Annotated in this window: 28 protein-coding genes; 17 read left to right on the forward strand and 11 right to left on the reverse strand. The window is 61.3% G+C overall.

Annotation, left to right across the window (positions count from 1 at the left end; all coding sequences use genetic code 11):
* Positions 1-57: 57 nt before the first annotated feature.
* The 3 genes from hslV (at position 58) to NA619_RS18175 (ending at position 2422) form a co-directional block, all read left to right on the forward strand.
* Complete coding sequence (gene hslV / locus NA619_RS18165; protein ID WP_255963205.1) at positions 58-594, forward strand: ATP-dependent protease subunit HslV; 537 nt, start codon at positions 58-60, stop codon at positions 592-594.
* 28 nt (positions 595-622) lie between these two features.
* Positions 623-1969, forward strand: coding sequence for an ATP-dependent protease ATPase subunit HslU (hslU, locus tag NA619_RS18170; protein ID WP_255963206.1), 1347 nt, complete (start codon positions 623-625; stop codon positions 1967-1969).
* 78 nt (positions 1970-2047) lie between these two features.
* Positions 2048-2422, forward strand: coding sequence for a gamma-butyrobetaine hydroxylase-like domain-containing protein (locus NA619_RS18175; protein WP_255963207.1), 375 nt, complete (start codon positions 2048-2050; stop codon positions 2420-2422).
* 281 nt (positions 2423-2703) lie between these two features.
* Here NA619_RS18175 and NA619_RS18180 read toward each other — a convergent pair whose 3' ends face one another.
* Positions 2704-2982, reverse strand: a complete 279-nt coding sequence (locus NA619_RS18180; RefSeq protein ID WP_255963208.1) for a polyhydroxyalkanoic acid system family protein — start codon at positions 2980-2982, stop codon at positions 2704-2706.
* Positions 2983-3159: 177 nt separating this feature from the next.
* Here NA619_RS18180 and ubiE point away from each other — a divergent pair, with 177 nt between their 5' ends.
* The 10 genes from ubiE (at position 3160) to NA619_RS18230 (ending at position 9608) form a co-directional block, all read left to right on the forward strand.
* Complete coding sequence (ubiE, locus tag NA619_RS18185; RefSeq protein ID WP_255963209.1) at positions 3160-3930, forward strand: bifunctional demethylmenaquinone methyltransferase/2-methoxy-6-polyprenyl-1,4-benzoquinol methylase UbiE; 771 nt, start codon at positions 3160-3162, stop codon at positions 3928-3930.
* Positions 3930-4553, forward strand: coding sequence for a ubiquinone biosynthesis accessory factor UbiJ (locus NA619_RS18190; RefSeq protein ID WP_255963210.1), 624 nt, complete (start codon positions 3930-3932; stop codon positions 4551-4553). The genes ubiE and NA619_RS18190 overlap by 1 nt, the downstream gene beginning before the upstream one ends.
* Entirely contained in the window at positions 4550-6160 is a 1611-nt protein-coding gene (ubiB, locus tag NA619_RS18195) for a ubiquinone biosynthesis regulatory protein kinase UbiB (protein ID WP_255963211.1), read from the forward strand. The genes NA619_RS18190 and ubiB overlap by 4 nt, the downstream gene beginning before the upstream one ends.
* Before the next feature lie 49 nt (positions 6161-6209).
* Positions 6210-6605, forward strand: coding sequence for a phosphoribosyl-AMP cyclohydrolase (hisI, locus tag NA619_RS18200; RefSeq protein WP_255963212.1), 396 nt, complete (start codon positions 6210-6212; stop codon positions 6603-6605).
* On the forward strand, positions 6598-6930 hold the full coding sequence (locus NA619_RS18205) for a phosphoribosyl-ATP diphosphatase (RefSeq protein WP_045160225.1): 333 nt from the start codon (positions 6598-6600) through the stop codon (positions 6928-6930). Before hisI ends, NA619_RS18205 begins: the two co-directional genes overlap by 8 nt.
* Positions 6931-6956: 26 nt before the next feature.
* Positions 6957-7187 carry a twin-arginine translocase TatA/TatE family subunit gene (gene tatA, locus NA619_RS18210; RefSeq protein ID WP_131649419.1) on the forward strand — a complete coding sequence of 77 codons (231 nt, stop codon included), beginning with the start codon at positions 6957-6959 and terminating at the stop codon, positions 7185-7187.
* Positions 7188-7193: 6 nt separating this feature from the next.
* Positions 7194-7586, forward strand: coding sequence for a Sec-independent protein translocase protein TatB (gene tatB, locus NA619_RS18215; protein ID WP_255963213.1), 393 nt, complete (start codon positions 7194-7196; stop codon positions 7584-7586).
* Positions 7583-8386, forward strand: coding sequence for a twin-arginine translocase subunit TatC (gene tatC, locus NA619_RS18220; protein WP_255963215.1), 804 nt, complete (start codon positions 7583-7585; stop codon positions 8384-8386). Before tatB ends, tatC begins: the two co-directional genes overlap by 4 nt.
* On the forward strand, positions 8383-9090 hold the full coding sequence (locus NA619_RS18225; RefSeq protein WP_255963216.1) for a 16S rRNA (uracil(1498)-N(3))-methyltransferase: 708 nt from the start codon (positions 8383-8385) through the stop codon (positions 9088-9090). Before tatC ends, NA619_RS18225 begins: the two co-directional genes overlap by 4 nt.
* A 98-nt stretch (positions 9091-9188) precedes the next feature.
* Complete coding sequence (locus NA619_RS18230; protein WP_255963217.1) at positions 9189-9608, forward strand: UPF0158 family protein; 420 nt, start codon at positions 9189-9191, stop codon at positions 9606-9608.
* Between the two features lie 15 nt (positions 9609-9623).
* Here the strand turns inward: NA619_RS18230 and dtd are convergent, their stop codons facing one another.
* Positions 9624-10061 carry a D-aminoacyl-tRNA deacylase gene (gene dtd / locus NA619_RS18235; protein ID WP_255963218.1) on the reverse strand — a complete coding sequence of 146 codons (438 nt, stop codon included), beginning with the start codon at positions 10059-10061 and terminating at the stop codon, positions 9624-9626.
* Complete coding sequence (gene pip, locus NA619_RS18240; protein ID WP_255963219.1) at positions 10061-11032, reverse strand: prolyl aminopeptidase; 972 nt, start codon at positions 11030-11032, stop codon at positions 10061-10063. The genes dtd and pip overlap by 1 nt, the downstream gene beginning before the upstream one ends.
* A gap of 80 nt (positions 11033-11112) precedes the next feature.
* On the opposite strand from pip, the gene NA619_RS18245 reads away from it, so the two are divergent.
* On the forward strand, positions 11113-11544 hold the full coding sequence (locus NA619_RS18245) for a hypothetical protein (RefSeq protein ID WP_255963220.1): 432 nt from the start codon (positions 11113-11115) through the stop codon (positions 11542-11544).
* Positions 11545-11593: 49 nt separating this feature from the next.
* Here the strand turns inward: NA619_RS18245 and NA619_RS18250 are convergent, their stop codons facing one another.
* From NA619_RS18250 to NA619_RS18270, 5 genes are all read right to left on the reverse strand, one after another.
* On the reverse strand, positions 11594-12139 hold the full coding sequence (locus tag NA619_RS18250; RefSeq protein WP_255963221.1) for a lipocalin family protein: 546 nt from the start codon (positions 12137-12139) through the stop codon (positions 11594-11596).
* Positions 12140-12147: 8 nt separating this feature from the next.
* On the reverse strand, positions 12148-12402 hold the full coding sequence (gene bamE, locus NA619_RS18255; RefSeq protein WP_255963222.1) for an outer membrane protein assembly factor BamE domain-containing protein: 255 nt from the start codon (positions 12400-12402) through the stop codon (positions 12148-12150).
* Between the two features lie 97 nt (positions 12403-12499).
* Positions 12500-13102: a DUF924 family protein gene (locus tag NA619_RS18260; RefSeq protein ID WP_255963223.1), complete on the reverse strand. Its 603-nt coding sequence runs from the start codon at positions 13100-13102 to the stop codon at positions 12500-12502.
* Positions 13103-13106: 4 nt separating this feature from the next.
* Positions 13107-14117 (reverse strand): class 1 fructose-bisphosphatase, encoded by a 1011-nt coding sequence (locus NA619_RS18265; RefSeq protein ID WP_255963224.1) that lies wholly within the window; start codon positions 14115-14117, stop codon positions 13107-13109.
* A gap of 200 nt (positions 14118-14317) precedes the next feature.
* Positions 14318-16777, reverse strand: a complete 2460-nt coding sequence (locus NA619_RS18270; protein ID WP_255963225.1) for a glycogen/starch/alpha-glucan phosphorylase — start codon at positions 16775-16777, stop codon at positions 14318-14320.
* 203 nt (positions 16778-16980) lie between these two features.
* Between NA619_RS18270 and NA619_RS18275 the strand changes: the two genes are divergently transcribed.
* Positions 16981-17385, forward strand: a complete 405-nt coding sequence (locus NA619_RS18275; RefSeq protein ID WP_255963226.1) for a YkgJ family cysteine cluster protein — start codon at positions 16981-16983, stop codon at positions 17383-17385.
* A 131-nt stretch (positions 17386-17516) separates the two neighbouring features.
* Entirely contained in the window at positions 17517-17969 is a 453-nt protein-coding gene (locus tag NA619_RS18280) for a thioesterase domain-containing protein (protein ID WP_255963227.1), read from the forward strand.
* 136 nt (positions 17970-18105) lie between these two features.
* On the opposite strand, the gene NA619_RS18285 is transcribed toward NA619_RS18280, so the two are convergent.
* Positions 18106-18801 (reverse strand): carbonic anhydrase, encoded by a 696-nt coding sequence (locus NA619_RS18285; RefSeq protein WP_255963228.1) that lies wholly within the window; start codon positions 18799-18801, stop codon positions 18106-18108.
* 104 nt (positions 18802-18905) lie between these two features.
* Entirely contained in the window at positions 18906-19814 is a 909-nt protein-coding gene (gene glsB, locus NA619_RS18290; RefSeq protein WP_255963229.1) for a glutaminase B, read from the reverse strand.
* A 239-nt stretch (positions 19815-20053) separates the two neighbouring features.
* Here glsB and NA619_RS18295 point away from each other — a divergent pair, with 239 nt between their 5' ends.
* Positions 20054-20560 (forward strand): hypothetical protein, encoded by a 507-nt coding sequence (locus tag NA619_RS18295; protein WP_255963230.1) that lies wholly within the window; start codon positions 20054-20056, stop codon positions 20558-20560.
* 69 nt (positions 20561-20629) lie between these two features.
* On the opposite strand, the gene NA619_RS18300 is transcribed toward NA619_RS18295, so the two are convergent.
* On the reverse strand, positions 20630-20932 hold the full coding sequence (locus tag NA619_RS18300) for a P-II family nitrogen regulator (RefSeq protein ID WP_255963231.1): 303 nt from the start codon (positions 20930-20932) through the stop codon (positions 20630-20632).
* Positions 20933-20934: the final 2 nt, after the last annotated feature.

Consider the following 20934-nt stretch of genomic DNA (forward strand, 5'->3'; position numbering starts at 1 on the left):
GTCCCCCATATCAAGCGCATTCGGGCATTTATCGCCCCACTGCGTGGAGATTTTCTTTTGACCACCATCGTTTCAGTACGCCGCAACGGCAAAGTCGTCATGGGCGGCGACGGCCAGGTTTCCCTCGGCAACACCGTGATGAAAGGCAACGCCAAGAAAGTGCGCCGCCTCTATCACGGGCAGGTCCTGGCAGGATTTGCCGGCGCCACCGCCGATGCCTTCACCCTCTTCGAGCGTTTCGAAGGCCAGCTAGAAAAGCATCAGGGCCATCTCGTCCGTGCCGCTGTCGAACTGGCCAAAGACTGGCGTACCGACCGCTCGCTGAGCCGTCTGGAAGCCATGCTCGCCGTAGCCAACAAGGACGCCTCGTTGATTATCACCGGCAACGGCGACGTCGTGCAGCCAGAGAACGACCTGATCGCCATGGGCTCCGGCGGCGGCTTTGCCCAGGCAGCGGCCATGGCGCTAATGCTGAAGGGTGACCAGAGCATGTCCGCGCAGGACATCACCGAAACCGCACTGAACATTGCCGGCACCATTTGTGTCTTCACCAACCAGAATCTCACCATCGAGGAGCTCGATAGCGCGATCTGATCGCCCTCGAGCCCCGGAGTACCGCACCATGTCCATGACGCCCCGCGAGATCGTCCACGAACTCAACCGCCATATCATCGGCCAGGACGACGCCAAGCGTGCCGTCGCGATCGCCCTGCGCAACCGTTGGCGGCGCATGCAGCTGCCCGCCGAGCTGCGCCCTGAAGTGACGCCGAAGAACATTCTCATGATTGGCCCGACCGGCGTCGGCAAGACCGAAATCGCCCGCCGCCTGGCCAAACTGGCCAACGCACCCTTCATCAAAGTCGAAGCGACCAAGTTCACCGAAGTTGGTTATGTCGGCCGTGACGTCGAATCCATTATCCGTGACCTGGCCGATGCAGCCCTGAAGATGCTGCGTGAGCAGGAAGTGGTGAAGATGCGTCATCGCGCCGAAGACGCGGCCGAAGAGCGCATCCTCGACGCGCTGCTGCCCCAGGCCAGGCCGGCCGGGTTCAATGACGAGCAACCTGCGCAAAGCAACGATTCCAACACCCGCCAGCTATTCCGAAAGCGTCTGCGCGAGGGCCAGCTCGACGACAAGGAAATCGATATCGAAGTCGCCGAGAACCCAGGCGGCGTCGAAATCATGGCCCCGCCGGGCATGGAGGAAATGACCAATCAGCTGCAGAGCCTTTTTTCCAACATGGGCAAGGGCAAAAAGAAGAGCCGCAAACTGAAGATCAAGGACGCGCTCAAACTCGTTCGTGATGAAGAAGCCGCGCGCCTGGTTAACGAGGAAGAGCTCAAGGCCCGCGCACTGGAAGCCGTGGAGCAGCACGGTATCGTCTTCATAGACGAGATCGACAAGGTTGCCAAACGCGGCAACACCAGCGGCGCCGATGTGTCACGCGAAGGCGTGCAGCGCGATCTGCTGCCGCTGATCGAAGGCAGCACGGTCAACACCAAGCTCGGCATGGTCAAGACCGATCACATCCTGTTCATCGCATCAGGCGCGTTTCACCTGTCCAAGCCCAGCGATCTGGTGCCGGAGCTGCAGGGTCGTCTGCCGATTCGCGTCGAGCTCAAGCCGCTGTCGCCGGAAGACTTCGAGCGCATCCTTACCGAGCCGCACGCCTCGCTCACCGAGCAGTATCGTGAGCTGCTGAAGACCGAAGGGCTGGGCATCGAATTCACCGAAGACGGCATCAAGCGCTTGGCGCAAATCGCCTGGCAGGTCAACGAGAAGACCGAGAATATCGGCGCCCGCCGGCTGCATACTTTGCTCGAGCGCTTGCTGGAAGAGGTCTCTTTCAGTGCTGGCGATCTGGCCGGACAGCAGAACGGCGAAGCCATTCGCATCGACGTCGACTACGTCAATAGCCACCTCGGTGAGCTGGCCGAAGACGAAGACCTGTCACGCTACATACTTTAATCGGCACGGTGGCGCGCCTGGAGCTGCAAGCGCGCAAGCGCCGGCTCCTGGCTCGCCTCAAGTAGCCTGGAGCACCGCATGCGCATTCCTACCGCCATCAAGCTGCACAAACTCTCCAAGACGCTTGAGCTGGAGTACGGCCCGGAGCAGCGCCATGTGCTGCCAGCCGAGTTTCTCCGCGTGCACTCGCCCTCCGCCGAGGTCCAAGGGCACGGCAATCCGATTCTGCAGACGGGGAAGATCAATGTCGCGCTGGAGGGCATCGAGCCGGCTGGTCAGTACGCGCTGAAACTGACATTCAGCGATGGGCACGACAGCGGCCTTTATACCTGGGATTACCTCTACCACCTGGCGAGCAATCAGCAACAGCTGTGGGACGACTACCTCGATGCGCTGGCCGCCGCCGGCAAGTCCCGCGACCCGGACATCTCGCCAGTCAAGATGATGCTCTGACAGGACCGCAGGGTGGATCACGCTTCACCGCTTCACCGCTTCACCGATCCACCAAATCCGCGTCACCAGCGAAAGCACGGTGGATGTGAAAAGCGACATCCACCCTACGCGTGCCTCGGCGTCTTGGTAGCAGCCAGAAGAATCCCGTGCTCGGGCCATCACCGCCCAAGCTGATGCGCTGACGACCGGACCGTAGGGTGGATCACGCTTCACCGATCCACCGTCACGCGCCGGCGAGCAAAAAGCATGGGGGATATAAAAACGATATCCACCCATCAGGGTCAGGCCTGCAATGCCTTGTCCAGCGCGCGCTCGATCTGGGCCTGCACGCTACTGCCCATCGCCGACAGCAGCAGACCGAGGTTTAGCAGCACCCTGACCCGGTCTTCCTCGACTTCGATGCGGCCGTCCGCACCACTGCGGCGCACTGCCAGCACGTCGCCCTGCCATTCGCAGCGTGCGCCGTAGTCAGCCGCAAGCTTGGCGGCGAGCTGTTCAGCTTTCTCCCGAGCAGCCTCGCGACCTAAGGTGTGGGTGCGTTCAACAATGATGCGGGCCATGACGACTCCTGGCTGCGGCCGAAAAAAGGCGCGCACTATACCAGCCGCCACACTTGGGTGCCGGCGGTCGGGACGCCCGCAGACCAAGCTTCGCTGCGCTGACTTGCCGCTCGCGGCTTCGCGCTCGACACCGGTTTTAGGTTTAGAATGCCGGCACATTCTTCCGGTGACAGTGACATGACCGATCCCCGCAAAGAGCGTGACGCAGAGCCCACCACCCACTTCGGCTACAAGAACGTGCCGGAGAGCGAGAAAGCGCAAAAGGTGGCCGAGGTATTTCATTCTGTAGCCGCCAAGTACGACCTGATGAACGACCTGATGTCCGGCGGCGTACATCGCCTCTGGAAGCGCTTCACCATCGAGCTGTCCGGCGTGCGCCATGGCAATCGCGTGCTGGACATTGCCGGCGGTACGGGCGATCTGGCACGTCAGTTCTCGCGCATCGTCGGCCCGACTGGCGAAGTCGTGCTGGCCGACATCAACGCTTCGATGCTCAAGGTCGGCCGTGACCGCTTGCTGGACAAGGGCGTGGCAGGCAACGTCCGGTTCGTCCAAGCCGATGCCGAGAAGCTTCCCTTCCCGGATAACCACTTCGACGTTGTGACCATCGCCTTCGGCTTGCGCAACGTAACGCACAAGGAAGACGCCATCGCCTCCATGCTGCGCGTGCTCAAGCCCGGCGGCCGGCTGCTGGTGCTGGAATTCTCCAAACCGACCAATCAGTTCTTCTCCAAGGCCTACGACGCCTATTCGTTCAGCCTGCTGCCGATGATGGGCAAGCTCATCACCAATGACTCGGAAAGCTACCGTTACCTGGCCGAATCGATCCGCATGCATCCTGATCAGGAGACGCTCAAGAGCATGATGGCCGACGCCGGCTTCGAGCGCGTTACCTACCACAACATGACCGGCGGCATCGTCGCCCTGCACCGCGGCATCAAGCCCTGATGTTTCGCGCTGCCGTGCTGGCCGGCGCTGAGCGAGCGATCAATGCCGCGCTGCGCCTGGACCCTACTGCCCTGCCGCGGCTGGCCAGGCTCAACGGTCGCATCATTGAGATCGACTGCACGGCGCCGGCCTGGCGGTTGTTCGTTCTCGCAGATAGCGAAGGCCTGCGCCTCGCCCAAGACTGGGGCAGCGAACCCGATTGCCGTCTGCGCGCCCCCGCGAGCAGCCTGGTGCGCCTGGCAACCAGCCGTAACAAGACCGCAATGCTGCATGGCCCGGATGTCGAGATAGACGGCGACAGCGGGGTCTTGATGAGCCTTGCCGAAATCCTGCAGGACCTCGACCTCGATTGGGAGTACGAAGTCTCTCGCCTGCTTGGGCCGGTCGCCACGCAACTGCTGGGGTCCGGTTTGCGCGGCCAGGCTGCGTGGGTCCGTCAGAGTGCCGACAGCCTGCGCCAAGACCTGGCCGACTATCTCAACGAAGAATCGCGGACGCTGGTGGGCGCTGCCGAAGCCGAAGCCCGCTTCGCTGAACTCGACCAGATCAAGCTCGACCTCGACCGCCTCCAGGCCCGCGTCGAGCGGCTCACCCACTCCCTGAAACCAGACCGATCCGAATGAAGCTGTTCGCCGCGACTCGCCGCCTGTTTCGCATCCTGCTGGTGGTGATCCGCTACCGCCTGGACGACATCATCCTCGACCTGCCAATGCCCTGGTGGCTGCGCGCGAGCAGCTATCTGCTGCCGTGGCGCTGGCTGCCACGGCGCAACGCGACGCTGTCCCGTGGCGCGCGGCTGCGCCTGGCACTTGAAGGGCTGGGGCCGATCTTCATCAAGTTCGGCCAGATTCTCTCGACCCGTCGCGACCTGCTGCCACTGGACATTGCCGAAGAGCTGGCCATGTTGCAGGACCGGGTCCCGCCCTTCGATTCAGGCATCGCCACGGCGCTGATCGAGCGCCAGCTGGGCGCGTCTGTAGGTGAGGTGTTCGCCCGCTTCGACAGCAAGCCGCTCGCCTCCGCCTCGGTCGCGCAGGTCCATGCAGCCAAGCTGCGCAGCGGCGAAGAAGTGGTGGTCAAGGTCGTCCGGCCGAATCTGCGGCCGATCATCAGTCAGGACATTGCCTGGCTGTTCCTCTTGGCCAAGACCGCCGAGCGCGCGTCGAACGAAGCCCGTCGCCTGCACCTGGTGGAAGTGGTAGACGACTATGCCAAGACCATCTACGACGAGCTCGACCTGCTGCGCGAAGCGGCCAACGCGAGTCAGCTCAAGCGCAACTTCCAGGGCTCGCCACTGCTCTATGTGCCGCAGGTGTACTGGGATCTGTGCCGGCCACAGGTCCTGGTCATGGAGCGCATCTACGGTGTGCCGGTCACCGACATGACGCGTCTGGCCGAGCAGCGTACCGACATGAAGCAGCTGGCCGAGCGCGGCGTGGAAATCTTCTTCACCCAGGTCTTTCGTGACAGCTTCTTCCACGCCGACATGCATCCCGGCAACATCTTCGTCAGCACCCATCAACCGTGGAACCCGCAGTACATTGCGGTGGATTTCGGCATCGTCGGCAGCCTCACGCCTGAAGACCAGGACTATCTTGCGCGCAACCTGATGGCCTTCTTCAGGCGCGACTACCGCAAGGTCGCTCAGCTGCACATCGACTCGGGTTGGGTGCCGGCAGAGACCAAGGTCAACGAGTTCGAGGCAGCCATTCGCACGGTCTGCGAGCCGATTTTCGAGAAGCCACTCAAGGACATCTCTTTCGGCCAGTTGCTGGTGCGCCTGTTCCAGGTCGCCCGGCGTTTCAACATGGAAGTCCAGCCGCAGCTCGTGCTGCTGCAGAAAACCCTGCTCAACATCGAGGGGTTGGGACGCGAGCTTTATCCCGAGCTGGATCTCTGGGCCACCGGCCAACCCTACCTGGAACGCTGGATGCGCGAGCGCATGAGCCCTAAGCAATTGCTGAAGAACGTACAGACTCAGGTCGAACAATTGCCACATCTGGCTGGCATGACGCGCGAGCTGCTGGAGCGCATGTCCAACCCCCACGCAAACAACCTGCCACCGCCCTGGCGCAATGAACGCCGACACTGGCCGCTGCGCCTTGTCGGCGCGGTACTGCTGGGCGGCGGCGCTACGCTGGCGGCGGGCGCGGAGAGTTATGCACTGGTCACTAACTGGCCTTCCTGGCTGATGTTGGCCGCCGGCGTTTACATCGTGGTGCGCCGATAGCCAGCGGTCGGCGAGGCTGGCACACTTGGGGCATTGAGCGGAGAATTCGATGGACTGGCTGGACCAAATCAACTGGAACGAAGACGGCCTGGTGCCGGCTATAGCCCAGGATCATCAGACCGGACGCATCCTGATGATGGCCTGGATGAATCGCGAAGCGCTGGCCCTTACGGTAAAGGAAAACCGCGCCATCTATTGGTCACGTTCGCGTGGCAAGCTGTGGCGCAAGGGCGAGGAGTCGGGGCATGTACAGCAGCTTCATGAACTGCGCCTGGACTGCGATGCAGACGTCGTTGTGTTAATGGTCGAGCAGATCGGCGGCATCGCCTGCCATACGGGCCGCGAGAGCTGTTTTTACCGCGTCTTCGAAAATGGCGACTGGAAGACCGTCGAACCTGTCCTCAAGGACCCGCATGCCATTTACGCGGAGCACAAGCATGAGTGACACCTTCGCCCGTCTGGCCGAAGTACTGGAAGCCCGCAAGGGTGCAGCGGCAGACAGCTCCTACGTGGCTAGCCTCTATCACAAGGGCTTGAACAAGATTCTCGAAAAGGTTGGCGAAGAGTCGGTCGAAACGATTCTCGCCGCCAAGGATGCAGCCGTCAGCGGCGACGCCAGCGACTTGATCTATGAAACCGCAGATTTATGGTTTCACAGCCTGGTAATGCTGGCTGCTCTGGATCAGCATCCACAGGCGGTACTGGACGAACTGGACCGGCGATTCGGTCTCTCTGGGCACGCGGAAAAAGCCGCACGCCCGCAATCCTGACAAAGACAACTACGGAGTACTGCAGCATGGGTTTTGGTGGAATCAGCATCTGGCAACTCCTGATCGTTCTGCTCATCGTGGTCATGCTTTTTGGCACCAAGCGCCTCAAGGGCCTGGGCTCCGACCTGGGCGACGCGATCAAGGGCTTCCGCAAGTCCATGGGCACCGATGAGGAAAAGCCCAGCGTCGAAGAAAAACAGAGCCACACCATCGATGCCGAGGCCCGCAAGGTCGAAGATCCGACGAAGAAGAACTGAGGCGCCATGTTCGATATCGGCTTCACCGAACTGCTACTGATCGGCCTGGTTGCGCTGTTTGTGCTGGGCCCGGAGCGTCTGCCCGGCGCCGTGCGCACCGCAGGGCTGTGGATTGGCAGGGCCAAGCGCAGCTTTGCCAATATCAAGTCAGAGGTTGAGCGCGAGATCGGCGCCGACGAGATTCGTCGTCAGTTGCATAACGAGCGCATCCTCGATCTGGAGCGCGAGATGAAGCAGAGCATCATGCCCAGCTCACCGAGCGCCAGCAGCCCGTCCCCGCAATCGGCAACGCCGCCGCCGGACGCAGGCAATCTCAGCGCAACCTCGCCGCCAGCTGAAGAAGCCAAGCCCGCCGAAACAGCCCCCGTACCACGTCCGGACAGACCTGCCGAACCATGAGCAATACCTCCACTGATGACCAGGAAATGCCGCTTGTTGCCCATCTGACGGAACTGCGCAAACGCCTGCTGCGCTGTGTAATTGCAATCTTGCTGCTGTTTGGCGCGTTGTTCTACTTTTCCCAGCAGATTTACTCGCTTGTCGCCGCACCGCTGCGGGCCTATCTGCCTGAAGGCGCGACGATGATCGCGACTGGGGTGGCCTCGCCTTTCCTGACACCCTTCAAGCTGACCATGATGGTGGCGTTGTTCCTGTCGATGCCGGTGATACTGCATCAGATCTGGAGCTTCATCGCGCCAGGCCTGTACAAGCATGAAAAGCGGATTGCAGTGCCTTTGCTGATTTCCAGCATTTTCCTGTTCTATGGCGGCATGGCGTTCGCTTATTTCGTCGTGTTCCCCATCATGTTCGGCTTCTTCGCCAGCGTCACGCCCGAGGGCGTGGCCATGATGACCGACATCGGCCAATACCTCGATTTCGTGCTGACACTGTTCTTCGCCTTCGGTGTGGCCTTCGAAATCCCAGTGGCGACTTTCCTCCTGATCTGGGTAGGCATCGTCGACGTGGCCACGCTGCGCAAAAGTCGCCCCTATGTCGTAGTCGGCTGCTTTGTCGTCGGGATGGTGCTGACCCCACCAGACGTCTTCTCCCAGGCCCTGCTGGCAATACCGATGTGGATTCTGTTCGAAGCAGGTTTGATCTGCGGCAGCATGGTGAAGAAACGCGACGAAGAGTTCCGCGGCGACGCGGAAGACGGCCAGACGCACACCAGCGACCTGCCACCTGACCCCCGCCCTTGAACCTGCTGTTGCTGGAGGCGGCCGACTTTGTCGCCGCCGATCGGGTGGTGCTGCGTGATCGCCGCCTCACGCACATCCAGGAAGTCCATCGCGCCGAAGCGGGCGAAAGCTTAAGGGTCGGCCTGCTCGGTGGCGATATGGGGATGGGACGACTGGTACGCCTCGATCCAGCCGAAGCCGAGCTGACGATCGAATTGAACCAGGCGCCACCCGCAAAACTGCCAATAACGCTGCTCCTCGCCCTGCCACGGCCGAAAATGCTTCGTCGGGTGTTACAGACTGTGGCTTGCATGGGCGTGCCGCGGCTGGTTCTGCTCAACAGCTACCGCGTGGAGAAGAGCTTCTGGCAGACGCCTTTCCTCGAGCCTCACGCCGTGCGCGAGCAGCTGCTGCTGGGACTGGAACAGGCACGCGACACTCTGTTGCCCGAAGTCATTATCGAGAAGCGCTTCAAGCCATTCGTCGAAGACCGCCTGCCGCAGCTGGTAGCAGGCACACGAGGTCTGGTCGGCCATCCAGGTGATTACCCCGCCTGCCCTCGCGCCCTGAGCGAACCAGTAACGCTCGCCATCGGACCTGAAGGTGGCTGGATTCCTTACGAAATCGAGAAATTGGCGGATGCTGGCCTGCAACCCGTACAGCTCGGAGACCGCATCCTGCGGGTAGAGACAGCTGTCAGCGCCTTGCTGGCGCGTCTTTTCTGAGACTTCAGATCGAAGATGCGACGCAGTACCGATGAACGTAGCGCACGCACTCGGTGCACGCATGTCAGAGACTGTGAACCCTAATAACAGTAGTTGCCATGCGCCCCTTGACCATTGATCTTCACCGTCTGGAGTACGCACTCGATAATCGGGATGCCAGCGAGCATTATCTGGACCTGGAATCCGGCGAAATTCGTGCGGTTTTCCCCGGCGAAACAGCACCAGGTGTCAACGAGAAGTACGACGTGCAGGAAGACCGCTACCTGCATATAGAGCCACTCGAGCTGGCGCAGTCGATCGCGATGCGTGAGGCGTTCCTCTTCACTCAGCACGACCCTAGCGCCCACGCGTTGCTCAGCGATGCCCTTAAGGGGCGCAAGCCGCTACGAAATTTCGACTTCAAGCTCGAAGATTTCCCTGAGGTCCGCCAGGCCTGGCTGGACTATCAAACCGTGCAGCTGCGTGAGTATGCGATCACCTGGCTGCACGAGAACGGGCTTGAAGCGTCGAAGCACTGACGGATCTGCGGCCCCTCAAGTCTCAAGAAGGAAGGTCACCGGCCCGTCGTTTTGCAGATGGACCTGCATGTCGGCGCCGAAGCGCCCAGAAGCAACTTGCGCATGCTGCAACCGCGCCTGGGCGAGCAGGTAGTCATAGAGTTCTTCACCAAGTGACGGCGGTGCAGCGCTGGAAAAGCTAGGCCGCAGGCCACTGCCCGTGTCTGCCGCCAGGGTGAATTGGGAAACCAGCAACAGACCGCCGCCAACGTCGCCGAGCGAGCGATTCATCTTGCCCTGCTCGTCACTGAATACCCGATAACGCATCAACTTGTGCAAAAGCTTGTCGGCGCGGGCGTGGTCATCGTCACGCTCCACACCGACCAGTACCAGCAAGCCCAGGTCGATAGAACCGACCACCTCGTCTTCCACCTCGACCCGTGCATGCCGCACACGCTGGATCAAGGCCTTCATCAGGCTTCCTCTGGCGGCAGATCCAGCAGGCGATGAGCGATATCGGCCGCAGCGCGCACCAGCGCGTCACAGATGCCATGCTCGGATGCCGAATGCCCGGCTTCGCGGATGATCTGCAGCTCGCTGTTGGGCCAGGCCTCGTGCAGCTCCCAGGCATTCTCCAGCGGGCAGATCACGTCATAGCGGCCGTGAACGATGATGCCTGGTAGGTGCGCGATCTTGTGCATATTGCGCAGCAGTTGATCTGGCTCGAGAAAGGCGTCGTTGACGAAGTAGTGGCACTCGATGCGGGCCATGGCCAGCGCTCGATGGGTGTCCGAGAATCGATCCACAACCTGGGTGTTGGGCCTTAAGGTCGCGGTGCGCCCCTCCCAACATGACCAGGACTTTGCCGCGTGCATCTGGGCGATCTGATCGGAACCGGTCAGGCGGCGGTAGTAAGCCTGCATGAGATCGCCGCGCTCTTCGGGCGGGATGGGCGCCAGGAAGTCCTGCCAGTAATCGGGGAACAGGCGACTGGCCCCTTCCTGATAGAACCAGGAGAACTCCTTCGGCCGGCAAAGAAAGATGCCGCGCAGGATCAGCGCATGTACGTGTTCAGGGAACGCCTGAGCGTACGCCAGCGACAACGTAGAGCCCCATGAGCCGCCGAACAGCACCCACTTGTCGATGCCGAGATGCGCGCGAATGTGCTCCATGTCGGCGACCAGATGCGCCGTGGTGTTATTTTCCAGGCAGGCGTGCGGCGTGGAGCGGCCGCAGCCGCGCTGATCAAACGTGATAATGCGATACAGATTCGGATCGGAGAACCGCCGGCTCAATGCATCACAGCCGCCGCCCGGGCCGCCATGGACGAATACCACGGGCAGGCCCTCCGGTGATCCACTCTCGTCGACATAAAGCACGTGCGGCGCTTCCACCGCCAGCTCATGCCGGGCGTAGGGTTTTATCTCCGGATACAAGGTCTGCATGGCACACTCCGTGGTCGGTGCGCGGGCTCGAAGTCCCGCCTGACGTTTCCGGCATCATAACGAGGTTCGAGAGGTTCGGCATGCCCGTATGGAAATTAGCCGCAGCTGCTGTGGCGCTAGCCCTGATACTGGTTGGATGCGGTCGTGAAGATTCTCAGGCTGAGCTGGAAGCGGCCGCGAAATCGCTGCAGGACAGCCTGGAAAACAAAGACAACCGCGCACTCATATCGCGAATTCATCCGGAGTTCATGGCCAATGGCGAGCTGGACCGGGACTGGGTAAAGCGTACGGCCACGCTGATGTTCCTCCGTCATCGCAACGTGCGAGTGATTGCACTCAACCACCGTAGCTGGATCGACTCTACGTATCCCGACAAGGGTTACAGCGAGGCTCAGGTGGCTCTAACCGGCGCAGAAGGTCTGCTGCCCCAGCGTGTCGGCCACTACAACGTGCAGTTGGAATGGTGGCGAACGGACGGTGAATGGCAATTGGCACGCCTGACCTGGGACTAGACCTTCTCACCTCCAGCTGCCGCCCCATCAGGCAGCAGCCGGTCAAGCGTCAGGAAGGCTCGCCGCGCCAGATCAGCTCACTGACATCGAAGCCGCGCTTACGGGCTTGTTCGAGCAGCTGGTCGCGTGTCGTCTTATCGATCTCTTTTTCGCGAGCCAGCAGCCAGAGGTAGTCACGGTCAGGGCTGCCCACCAGCGCCACCTCATAGCCCTCATCGAGATAGAGAATCCAGTAGTGGCCCTTGGTCAGGCCTGGGAACAGTTTGCTGAACCAATTATCGAAGCGTACCCAGAGCTTGTCCGTTTGCCTGGCCTGCTGAGGTACTGCGCGCCCTGTGGCCTCTTGCCATTCGCCCTCTTTTGTTTCGCAGCGATTGGTCACCGCCACGCTGCTGTCGTCCTGCAAACGGTATTCAGCCTCCGACCGCACGCAGTTGCGCTGGAAGAACATCGGCAGCCGAGCGATCTCGTACCAAGTGCCCTGGTAACGCTGCAGGTCCACCTGACCAACCGTTTCGGGACCATCGGCATCAGAAACGGAACGTGCACACCCCACGATCAGTAAAGTGCAGCACAACGCGATGAATAAACGCATGGGAGCTCCTACTTCAGGCCTTGGCCGGAAAACATCATGACTTTGTCGCCCGCGAACTGAACGCTGATGAAGCGGTTCTTCTGACCCCAGGTGCAGCTCGACATGCCAAGCGCTCCGGCGCATTCGCCCGGCTTGCCCAGCAACTTCTCGACTTCTGCACGGGACATACCGGCCTGGAGCTTGGCGAAATTTTCCTGGGTCACGGGGCTGCATGCTGCCAGCAGGACGACAACGGCGATCAGCGATAAATGGCGCAACGACATGGCGGGTTCCTTGGTAATCGGCAGCTGGCCGTACTTGGCCGCGCCTAGCGGATATGAGATTAGGAAGCGAGTCGCCCGGGAAGGTTCCTCAGCACCGCTAAAAGCGCGAGCCGGGCTGGGCGAGAAAGGCCAGTTCGGCCTCATTGGATAAGCGCCCCAACACCTCGTTGCGATGTGGGAAGCGGCCGAAGCGGGCGATCACCTGCCGATGACGCTCGGCGAAGTCGAGGAAGTCAGCAAACACCTTACGCTCATCAGCATCGGCGATGTTGTGCAGCGATTCGAACTGCTGCACCGCCTGATCCTGAACGCTGAGGTTTTCCGAGTGTTCGAGAACGAGATAGATGAAGACGCGCTGGATTGGCGCAAGCAGGACATCGCCACCATGGGCCATGCCGTCGCGAACGAGCTGAAGCGCATGCTCGTCGCCCGAGAAAGCCCTCAGCGTGCCTCGGTAGATCATCCGAGGAAGCTGATCGAGCAGCAACACCAATGCTAGCCAGCCTTGAGGTGACTCGGCCCAGTGGTCCAGTTCGCCTGCCAGTGCTTTTTCGACCAGCTCACCGAAGCGCTCGCGGGCTTCGGCATCCTGCTGCGGGGTGTAACCGAACCACAGCCGGCTCTTGTCATTGGAGACTTCAACGGCCGTCGCGCCCCCGCCGAACCACCAGTTCAGCAGATCCTGCGACGGCGAGGACAAACCGTCAGCCCTGATGGTAGCCGGTCACACGCTCCACTTCTTCCTTGGAGCCCAAGAAGACCGGTACGCGCTGGTGCAGGGATTCGGGTTGTACATCGAGGATGCGTTGGGTGCCGGTGGTTGCGGCGCCGCCGGCCTGCTCGATGATGAAGGACATAGGATTGGCCTCGTACATCAGGCGCAGCTTGCCGGCCTTGCCAGGCTCGCGGGAGTCCTTGGGGTACATGAACATGCCACCACGGGTCAGGATGCGGTGCACGTCGGCCACCATCGAGGCGATCCAGCGCATGTTGTAGTTCTTGTTCAGCGGGCCGTCCGAACCGGCCAGCAGTTCGCCCACGTAACGCTGTACCGGAGCTTCCCAGTGACGTTGATTGGACATGTTGATGGCGAACTCGGCGGTGCTTTCCGGGACGCGGATGTTCTCGTGAGTAAGCACGAAGCTGCCCAGCTCGCGATCTAGGGTGAAGCCCATGACGCCGTTGCCCAGCGTCAGCATGAGCATGGTCTGCGGGCCGTAGATGGCATAACCGGCTGCGACCTGCTTGGTGCCTGACTGAAGGAAGGCTTCCTCGCCCAACGCATCATTCTGGGAGAAGCATGCGTCCGGGCAGCGCAGCACGGAGAAGATGGTGCCGACCGATACGTTGACATCGATGTTGCTGGAGCCGTCCAGCGGGTCGAATACCAGCAGGTAGGCGCCCTTGGGGTACTTACCGGGGATCTGGTAGGCGTTATCCATTTCCTCGGAGGCCATGCCAGCCAGGTGACCACCCCACTCGTTGGCTTCGAGCAGAATTTCGTTGGACAACACGTCCAGCTTCTTCTGCACTTCGCCCTGGATGTTCTCGGTCTCGGTAGCGCCGAGGACGCCGCCCAGCGCGCCTTTGGACACGGCGTGGCTGATTTCCTTGCACGCTCGAGCCACTACCTCGATTAGGAAGCGCAGATCCGCAGGGGTGTTGTTGCTGCGGGTCTGCTCGATCAGGTAGCGACTCAGGGTTACGCGTGACATGGAATGGCTCCGGAGGATGAAAAAACCCGCGCAGTTTAGCAGGCCAAGGGGAAACTAACCCCCCTCAGACCTGCCGATGCCGCTCAGAGTTCAGCGAAGCGGCAAAGTGCCTGCACCGCTACCTTCAAAGCCACCCCTTAGCCGACCGCAGCCTGAAGACAACCCTGCAGAGCAGGCCTGCCTTTCGGCCAGCAGCACCGTCACAGCACCTTCCAGATCTCCTCGGCGTACTCGCGGATGGTCCGGTCCGACGAGAACCAGCCGGTACGGGCCGTGTTCAACACCGCCGAACGCCACCAGCTATCGGCATCGCGCCAGCGCGCCTCCACCTCCAGCTGGGCCTTCCAATAAGACTCGAAGTCCGCACACACCATGAAGGTGTCATGCCACTTGAGCCCGTCGATCAAGGCCGTATAACGGCCCGGATCGTCGGCGGAGAACGCGCCGTTGCGGATCGCCATCAATACCTCGTTGAGTCGCGGCGAGCCGATGATGGTGGCTTCGGCGTTGTATTCATTGGCCTGCTTACGCGCTTCGACTTCCTGAGCGGTCATACCGAAGATAAACATATGCTCGGCGCCGATCTGCTCGCACATCTCCACATTGGCACCGTCGAGGGTGCCGATGGTCAGTGCGCCGTTGAGCGCGAACTTCATGTTGCTGGTGCCAGACGCCTCGAGTCCAGCCGTGGAAATCTGCTCCGAAAGGTCGGCCGCCGGAATGATGCGCTCGGCCAGGCTCACGTTGTAGTTCGGCAGGAACACCACTTTGAGCAGGTCACGCACCGTCGGATCGTCATTGATGGTCCGGGCGATATCGTTGGTGAGTTTGATGATCAGCTTGGCGGTGTGGTAACTGGCCGCCGCCTTGCCGGCGAAGATCTTCACCCGCGGCACCCAGTGGCCGCCCGGGTCTGAGCGAATCGCCTGATACAGCGCGACGGTATGCAGCAGATTGAGCAGCTGACGCTTGTATTCGTGAATGCGTTTGACGTGCACGTCGAACAACGCGTTCGGGTCGACGGTGATACCCAGGCGTTCCTGGATCATGCGCGCCAGCACTTGCTTGTTGCCCAGCCGCTGCGCGGCGAAGCGTGCGCGGAAATCCGGCTGATCGGCATAGGGGTCAAGCTTGTGCAGCATCGTTTCCGGCGCATCAAGTAGTTCTTCGCCGACATGCTCGACCAGCAGCTGCGTCAGCTGCGGATTGGACTGGTACAGCCAGCGGCGGAAGGTAATGCCGTTGGTCTTGTTGCTGATCCGCTTGGGATACAGCGAATGCAGGTCGGTAAATACAGTTTCGCGCATCAGACCGGTGTGCAGTGCCGACACGCCGTTGACGCAGTGCGAGCCGAGGAACGCCAGGTTGCCCATACGAACGCGACGACCGTGTTCCTCTTCGATCAGCGACACCGAACGCAGCAGCTTGAGATCGTGTACGCCGCGCTCGCGAAGCGCGTCGAGGTGCTGCGCATTGATCAGGTAGATGATCTGCATGTGTCGCGGCAGCAGACGCTCCATCAGCCCGACAGGCCAGGTCTCCAGCGCCTCGGGCAAGAGCGTGTGGTTGGTATAGGAGAGTGTGCCGACGGTCAGCTCCCAAGCCTTGCGCCATGGGACGTCATGCACGTCGACGAGCAATCGCATCAACTCGGCGACGGCGATGGCCGGGTGCGTGTCATTGAGCTGAATGGCCGCAAACTCCGGCAGATTCATCAGAGTGCCGCGCTGCTCCAGATGGCGGCGCAACAGATCCTGCAAGGAGGCGGCGACGAAGAAGTACTCCTGGCGCAGACGCAGCTCCTGGCCCGCTTCCGTGCTGTCCGCCGGGTATAGCACCCGAGAAATGGCTTCGGCACGCGCTTCTTCGGCGACCGCGCCGATGTGGTCACCAGCGTTAAAACGCTCCAGATGAAAGTCAGCCTCGGCGCGGGCACGCCACAGGCGCAACGTGTTGACGCTCGCACCGCGCCAGCCCACCACCGGCGTGTCGTAAGCGATGGCCCGCACGCCCTCCGCCCAGTGCCAGAAATGCCGCGACTGCTCCGGGTTGCTGCCGGTAGCTGGCATTGCCGCCACGCTGCCGCCAAAGCCGATCAGATAGCTGACTTCAGGGCGCTCGAACTCCCAGGGGTTACCAAAATTCAACCAGGTCTCGGTTTGCTCATGCTGCCAGCCGTCGACGATGGCCTGCCGAAAGAGGCCGTGGTCATAACGAATGCCGTAGCCATGTGCGGCAATACCGAGCGTCGCCATGCTTTCCATGAAGCATGCCGCCAAACGCCCCAGGCCTCCGTTGCCCAGCGCCGCATCCGGCTCGAGGCCACGAATGCGGTCAAAATCGACGTCGACACCGGCCAGCGCTTCGCGCGCGATCTCGAGCAGGCCCAGATTGCTCAGGCTGTCGGTCAGTAACCGACCGATCAGGAATTCCAGGGAAAGGTAATAAACGCGCTTCTTGCCTTCCTGGTAGACCTGACGCGTACGTGCCATCCATTCATCAGTCATGCGGTCGCGTGTCGCCAGCGCAACCGCCTCGAACCAGTCATGGTCGGAGGCGTGCTCAGGGTCCTTGCCGATCGAATAGGTCAGCTTGCTGATCACGTTTTCGCGAAAAGCCGCGACATCATCAGCAGTGGGAGCAGTCGTTTCTTGCGTCATGGACAGACCTCGTGGAGCTGGGAAAGAGGAAATGAGGGGTTCATGGCGGCGCCGGGCCACCTCGGCAAACGGCAGTACAGACAGGTTTGCAGGTTTCAGCTCACTCTGCGCGACCGTCTGTCCGGCGTTCGACTCGTCGGATTCGCTGGAAATTCCACCGCGTGTCGTTATGATCGCGCGCCGCCATTACCGATACCGCCACCGTGAAGACTCGATTGATCGCCTCTGCCGAACCCGACCGCCTGGAAACATGGGCCCGTTACAGCAACGGAATGTGCCGGGATTGCCATGCCACTTGTTGCACGCTGCCGGTCGAAGTACGGATAGATGACCTGATCCGTCTGGAAGTGGTCGATGCCTTTGAGCGTGACGAGCCACCCAAGAACGTGGCCAAGCGTTTGAGCAAAGCCGGCATCGTCGAGCATTTCAACCAGAAGCACGGGATCTTCACGCTGACCCGCCTGGCTAACGGTGACTGCCTCTATCTCGATCGCAAAACCCGACTGTGCACCGTCTACGCCAAGCGTCCGGACACCTGCCGCAACCATCCTCATGTCGGTCCACGCCCCGGCTACTGCGCCTATCAGCAGAAAACTCCGGTTCGCTGAGCTCTTTTCGAATGCTGCCGACCCGCGTTTCGGCTCGGCAAAAAAGCGCCGCGGGGAACTGGCAATCTCGTGACTCAGCAGTCATGCTTGGCGTCTGCCTGTATCTGCAAACGTCTTGGGAACCACCCGGCATGAGCCGCGATAGCCGCTACCTGGAAGCCATTCTGCATCACGACATCCCACTGACCCGGGCGATGGGCCTGCGAGTCGAGCACTGGGAAAATCACGAACTGCGTCTGAAGGTTCCGCTACAAGCGAACATCAACCACAAGAGCAGCATGTTCGGAGGCAGCCTCTATTGCGCCTCCGTGTTGGCCGGCTGGGGCTGGCTGCACCTGCGGCTACGCGAAGCCGGGATCGAAGACGGTCATATCGTGATCCAGGAAGGCCAGATCGACTACCCGCTGCCGGTAGTCGATGACGCGACGGCCATCTGCGCCGCGCCTGCTGACGATGCCTGGAATCGGTTCGAAGCGATCTATCGCCGGCGCGGCCGCTCCCGCCTGACGCTCAATAGCTGCATCCTTGCCGCCGATGGTCGCGATGCCGTGCGCTTCACTGGTCAGTTCGTGCTGCACAAGTAGTAATCGCCACCGCTGCGCCTCATCGCGAGGCGCTCAGTCTGTCGATGCCTCTCTCCGCTGACGTCAACGCAGCCGATTCGCTATCGCACGCCAGAATTGCTATCCCATCCGCGACCGGCACCGCCCTAGCGTTCCGTCAGACGTAGCGCGACTTGGGCGTCGCCATTGGCAATGGACCGTCGCCGATCAGGCGGAACTCGCCTTTCGCGGCATCGTAAGCGCGAATCTCACTGGTGCCGATGTTGTACACCCAGCCATGGATGAACAGCTGCCCGCTGGCCAACCGCGCCGCCACCGATGGATGGGTTCGTAGGTGATCGAGCTGCGCCAGCACGTTCTCCTCGGTCAGCACGCCCAGGGTATTGTGGTCGGCACAACCGCAATTCTCTTCGACCACTGTCCGGGCCACTTCGGCGTGACGCAGCCAGCTCCTGACGGTCGGCATGCCATCGAGGCTGGTCGGATTCAGCACCGCTTTCATCGCACCGCAATCGGAGTGCCCGCAAACGATGATGTGATGAACGCCAAGCGCCATTACGGCGAATTCGATAGCCGTGGATACGCCGCCGTTCATGATGCCGTAGGGCGGGACGATATTGCCGACGTTACGGGTGACGAACAGGTCGCCGGGCGAGCTCTGGGTGATCAGCTCTGGCAGGATCCGCGAGTCGGCGCAGGTAATGAACATTGCCCGCGGCGTCTGTTCGTTTGCCAGCTTGCTGAACAGCTCGCGCTGCTGCGGATAGATCTCTTCGCGAAACTGGATGACCCCCGCCACCAGGTTGTCGAGCGCCTCCTGCGCGGTTTCACTCGTCTTGTCTTCGAGACTCATAATTCGATCTCTCTTATGGTTGGTTTGATAGAACGTTGCACGCATGTGGCCAGGCACCGGGCAGATGACGGGCCGTAAGTGATGGATGAGGTATCACCGGTCTTTCAAAAGATAGACCAGCCGATACGCTGCGACAGTTTCTCCAGGGCAGCCATGCCGATCAGCGAATTGCCGGCCTGATTCAATTCTGGCGACCACACGCAAACCGTGAAGCGCCCAGGTACTACGGCGACAATTCCGCCACCGACACCGCTCTTGCCCGGCAATCCGACGCGGTAGGCGAAGTTACCGGCCTCGTCGTACAGGCCGCTGGTGGCCATGATTGCGTTGACCTGTTTGGCCTGCCGCGGGCTCAACACGGGCTCACCGCCCTCCAGGCACGCCCCATCGCGGGCAAGAAAGCCGAACGCCCGGGCGAGGTCAATGCAGTTCATGCGCAGCGCGCAGTGATGAAAATAACTACGCAGTACTGCTTCGACATCGTTGTGGAAGTTGCCGAACGCTTGCATCAGATACGCCATCGCCGCATTGCGCGCGCGGTGCTGATACTCAGACTCAGCGACACGGCTGTCTGAAACGATTAGCGGATTACCCGACAGATGCCGGACAAAATCACGCATCGATAACGCCGGCACGGCAAAACGCGACTGGTTGATGTCGCAGATCACAAGGGCGCCGGCGTTGATGAACGGGTTGCGCGGCCGGCCGCGCTCGAACTCCAACTGCACCAGTGAATTGAACGGCTGCCCGGACGGCTCGTGCCCCAGCCGCTCCCACAGGGTTTCGCCGCCATGCTGAATCGCCTGGACCAGGCTGAACACCTTAGAAATGCTCTGGATCGAGAACGGCGTCTTGGCATCGCCGGCGTGGTACAGCTCGCCTTTGGCACTGTAGACCGCGATACCCAGCTGGTTGGCTGGCACATCCGCCAGCGCCGGAATGTAGTTGGCGACCTTGCCCTGACCGAGCAATGGCCGGACCTCATCGAGGATTTCGCTCAACAGGTTTTGCATGCATGTTCCATTGAAGAGTCAATTGTGCGCCGTGCCAACAGGCACTAGACGCCGGTCGGCTCGCGACCATCACAGCCGATGTCCCTCCTGCACGCGTTTTTTGTGCGCCTGAGCGTCCTGCGGCCCATCGATGTCGGTAAAACAAGGCACCAGGGCGGCGCGTGGCAACACTCCGATCTCGGACATCGCTTCGCCGAGCGGTCCGGGCCAAGGCACTGCTCAGGGTCGCGGCGGGACTTATGTTCAATCTTTCGCACCCCGTTTTTGCCCTCACCAAGGGCTCAGGTATAGTGCCGGCCGCTTTATGGGGCACGGCCTGTGCTCTAGGCGTCACCACAAGGAATGAAACGATGATATTCAAACGTGCTGCGGGCCTACTGGCGCTCGCGATGGCAGTCACCGGCTGCTCCACCGCGACCTACTTCAAGCTGCCTGAGAACAGCAAGGTCGCCGTCTACGAGCGGCCGCAGCAATATTCGCAGGGACTGGTCAAAACGCGCCCGTTCTTCTGGACCGCAGCGGGCGGCATCCCTTACAAGCTGAGCAGCGAGAACGGCGAATTGTTGCAGCAGGGCAAACTGCGCGCGCGCTTCCGTGTTGCCTCCATCTTCTGGCCACCGGGCGGCATCATTTACTGGCCTATGGGTTTCGGCCAGCGCTGCTATGACCTGACCGGCGCCGCGCCGCTCACGTGCACCCAAGGCGACCTCAAGGAACTGCGCAGCCAGCGTCGGCTCGAGCGCTAGGTTTCATGCGGCTCCGCTGCCCGCCCTGACAAGCGTCAGGGCAACGAGCAGTCAAGATCCCCGTTCGGTCTAAAACTTCTGCGGTCGCAGTACTTCGACATCAGCCAGGTAGCAGACCATGGCGAAGTTGTCGTAATAGCGCGCCTGCAGATGCTCGGCGATGCGCTCGGCCAGCTCCCGGTTGCAGATGATTTCCAGGCGGATATTGCCGTCGTTGTCCCATCCGGCGCTGCGCATGCCGCGACTGCCACGGCCGCGGGCATCGGAGAACGTCCAGCCCGGGGCGCCAAGGTGGTCGAGATCGGCCTCCAGCTTCTTTTCCAGCGCCGCCTCGCAGATCACGGTAAGCAGGGTTCGGGTCGCGGTTGTCATGT

Origin of the sequence: Stutzerimonas stutzeri, assembly GCF_024448895.1 — a bacterium.
Classification (GTDB): Bacteria; Pseudomonadota; Gammaproteobacteria; order Pseudomonadales; family Pseudomonadaceae; genus Stutzerimonas; species Stutzerimonas stutzeri_Q.

What these genes read in the sequence shown, in the direction of transcription:
- tatB (WP_255963213.1), top strand. Translation starts at nt 7,194, where the DNA reads ATGTTCGATATCGGCTTCACCGAACTGCTACTGATCGGCCTGGTTGCG.
- NA619_RS18205 (WP_045160225.1), top strand. Translation starts at nt 6,598, where the DNA reads ATGAGTGACACCTTCGCCCGTCTGGCCGAAGTACTGGAAGCCCGCAAG.
- dtd (WP_255963218.1), bottom strand. Translation starts at nt 10,061, where the DNA reads ATGAAGGCCTTGATCCAGCGTGTGCGGCATGCACGGGTCGAGGTGGAA.
- NA619_RS18245 (WP_255963220.1), top strand. Translation starts at nt 11,113, where the DNA reads ATGCCCGTATGGAAATTAGCCGCAGCTGCTGTGGCGCTAGCCCTGATA.
- tatA (WP_131649419.1), top strand. Translation starts at nt 6,957, where the DNA reads ATGGGTTTTGGTGGAATCAGCATCTGGCAACTCCTGATCGTTCTGCTC.
- NA619_RS18190 (WP_255963210.1), top strand. Translation starts at nt 3,930, where the DNA reads ATGTTTCGCGCTGCCGTGCTGGCCGGCGCTGAGCGAGCGATCAATGCC.
- NA619_RS18300 (WP_255963231.1), bottom strand. Translation starts at nt 20,932, where the DNA reads ATGACAACCGCGACCCGAACCCTGCTTACCGTGATCTGCGAGGCGGCG.
- NA619_RS18280 (WP_255963227.1), top strand. Translation starts at nt 17,517, where the DNA reads ATGAGCCGCGATAGCCGCTACCTGGAAGCCATTCTGCATCACGACATC.
- NA619_RS18180 (WP_255963208.1), bottom strand. Translation starts at nt 2,982, where the DNA reads ATGGCCCGCATCATTGTTGAACGCACCCACACCTTAGGTCGCGAGGCT.
- pip (WP_255963219.1), bottom strand. Translation starts at nt 11,032, where the DNA reads ATGCAGACCTTGTATCCGGAGATAAAACCCTACGCCCGGCATGAGCTG.
- ubiB (WP_255963211.1), top strand. Translation starts at nt 4,550, where the DNA reads ATGAAGCTGTTCGCCGCGACTCGCCGCCTGTTTCGCATCCTGCTGGTG.
- hslU (WP_255963206.1), top strand. Translation starts at nt 623, where the DNA reads ATGTCCATGACGCCCCGCGAGATCGTCCACGAACTCAACCGCCATATC.
- NA619_RS18270 (WP_255963225.1), bottom strand. Translation starts at nt 16,777, where the DNA reads ATGACGCAAGAAACGACTGCTCCCACTGCTGATGATGTCGCGGCTTTT.
- glsB (WP_255963229.1), bottom strand. Translation starts at nt 19,814, where the DNA reads ATGCAAAACCTGTTGAGCGAAATCCTCGATGAGGTCCGGCCATTGCTC.
- NA619_RS18265 (WP_255963224.1), bottom strand. Translation starts at nt 14,117, where the DNA reads ATGTCACGCGTAACCCTGAGTCGCTACCTGATCGAGCAGACCCGCAGC.
- tatC (WP_255963215.1), top strand. Translation starts at nt 7,583, where the DNA reads ATGAGCAATACCTCCACTGATGACCAGGAAATGCCGCTTGTTGCCCAT.
- bamE (WP_255963222.1), bottom strand. Translation starts at nt 12,402, where the DNA reads ATGTCGTTGCGCCATTTATCGCTGATCGCCGTTGTCGTCCTGCTGGCA.
- NA619_RS18230 (WP_255963217.1), top strand. Translation starts at nt 9,189, where the DNA reads ATGCGCCCCTTGACCATTGATCTTCACCGTCTGGAGTACGCACTCGAT.
- ubiE (WP_255963209.1), top strand. Translation starts at nt 3,160, where the DNA reads ATGACCGATCCCCGCAAAGAGCGTGACGCAGAGCCCACCACCCACTTC.
- NA619_RS18175 (WP_255963207.1), top strand. Translation starts at nt 2,048, where the DNA reads ATGCGCATTCCTACCGCCATCAAGCTGCACAAACTCTCCAAGACGCTT.
- hisI (WP_255963212.1), top strand. Translation starts at nt 6,210, where the DNA reads ATGGACTGGCTGGACCAAATCAACTGGAACGAAGACGGCCTGGTGCCG.
- NA619_RS18295 (WP_255963230.1), top strand. Translation starts at nt 20,054, where the DNA reads ATGTTCAATCTTTCGCACCCCGTTTTTGCCCTCACCAAGGGCTCAGGT.
- NA619_RS18250 (WP_255963221.1), bottom strand. Translation starts at nt 12,139, where the DNA reads ATGCGTTTATTCATCGCGTTGTGCTGCACTTTACTGATCGTGGGGTGT.
- NA619_RS18285 (WP_255963228.1), bottom strand. Translation starts at nt 18,801, where the DNA reads ATGAGTCTCGAAGACAAGACGAGTGAAACCGCGCAGGAGGCGCTCGAC.